1 protein-coding gene is annotated in these 749 nt (G+C 58.8%); it reads left to right on the top strand.

The features are described 5' to 3' along the window. Positions 1-56: 56 nt before the first annotated feature. Positions 57-749 (top strand): carbohydrate kinase family protein (locus AC1DRJ_RS30825; protein WP_477805439.1); only part of this gene is annotated, 693 nt, incomplete at its 3' end.

The following is a 749-nucleotide window of genomic DNA, read 5'->3' as shown; positions in this document are numbered from 1 at the left end:
AGTCACAACTGATCGCTATCAACAGCATGTCGCAACCCTTTAAAGAGCGAACAACTATGTATCTGGTGTGTGGCGAAGCGCTGTTCGATTTCTTCAGCGAAGACGATGTCAGCGGCCTGGCTTCGAAAGTAAATTTCAAGGCGATTGCCGGCGGTTCTCCGTTCAATGTCGCGGTCGGTTTACGCCGCTTGGGCGTGGACGCGGCGTTGTTTGCCGGGCTGTCCACCGACTACCTCGGMCGGCGCTTACAGCAAGTGCTCAACGATGAAGGCGTGCGCCCGGACTTCCTGGTGGACTTCGCAGCGCCCACCACCCTGGCGATGGTTGCAGTGGACGCCAATGGCTCGCCGCATTACAACTTTCGCGGTGAGGGCTGTGCGGATCGCCAGTTGAAACCGGAACACCTGCCGGCACTGGGTCCTGAAGTGCGCGGCTTGCACATAGGCTCGTTCTCGTTAGTGGTGCAGCCGATTGCCGATACGTTACTGGAGTTGGTGCAGCGAGAAAGCGGCCAACGCCTGATCAGCCTCGACCCTAACGTGCGGCTCAATCCTGAACCAAATATCGACCTCTGGCGCTCGAGGATAGCGACGCTGGTGGAATATGCCGACCTGATCAAGGTCAGCGACGAGGATTTGAGCCTCTTGTATCCCGAGGAAGACCCCCGGCGGGTCATTGAAGGCTGGCTGCAGCATCGCTGTCAGTTGGTATTCCTGACCCGGGGTGGTGAGGGGGCGACGGTGTTCAGC

The organism is Pseudomonas sp. P5_B2 (assembly GCF_056400445.1).
Note: the sequence above shows the minus strand (reverse complement) of the source record. Positions and strands in the feature narration are given on the sequence as shown.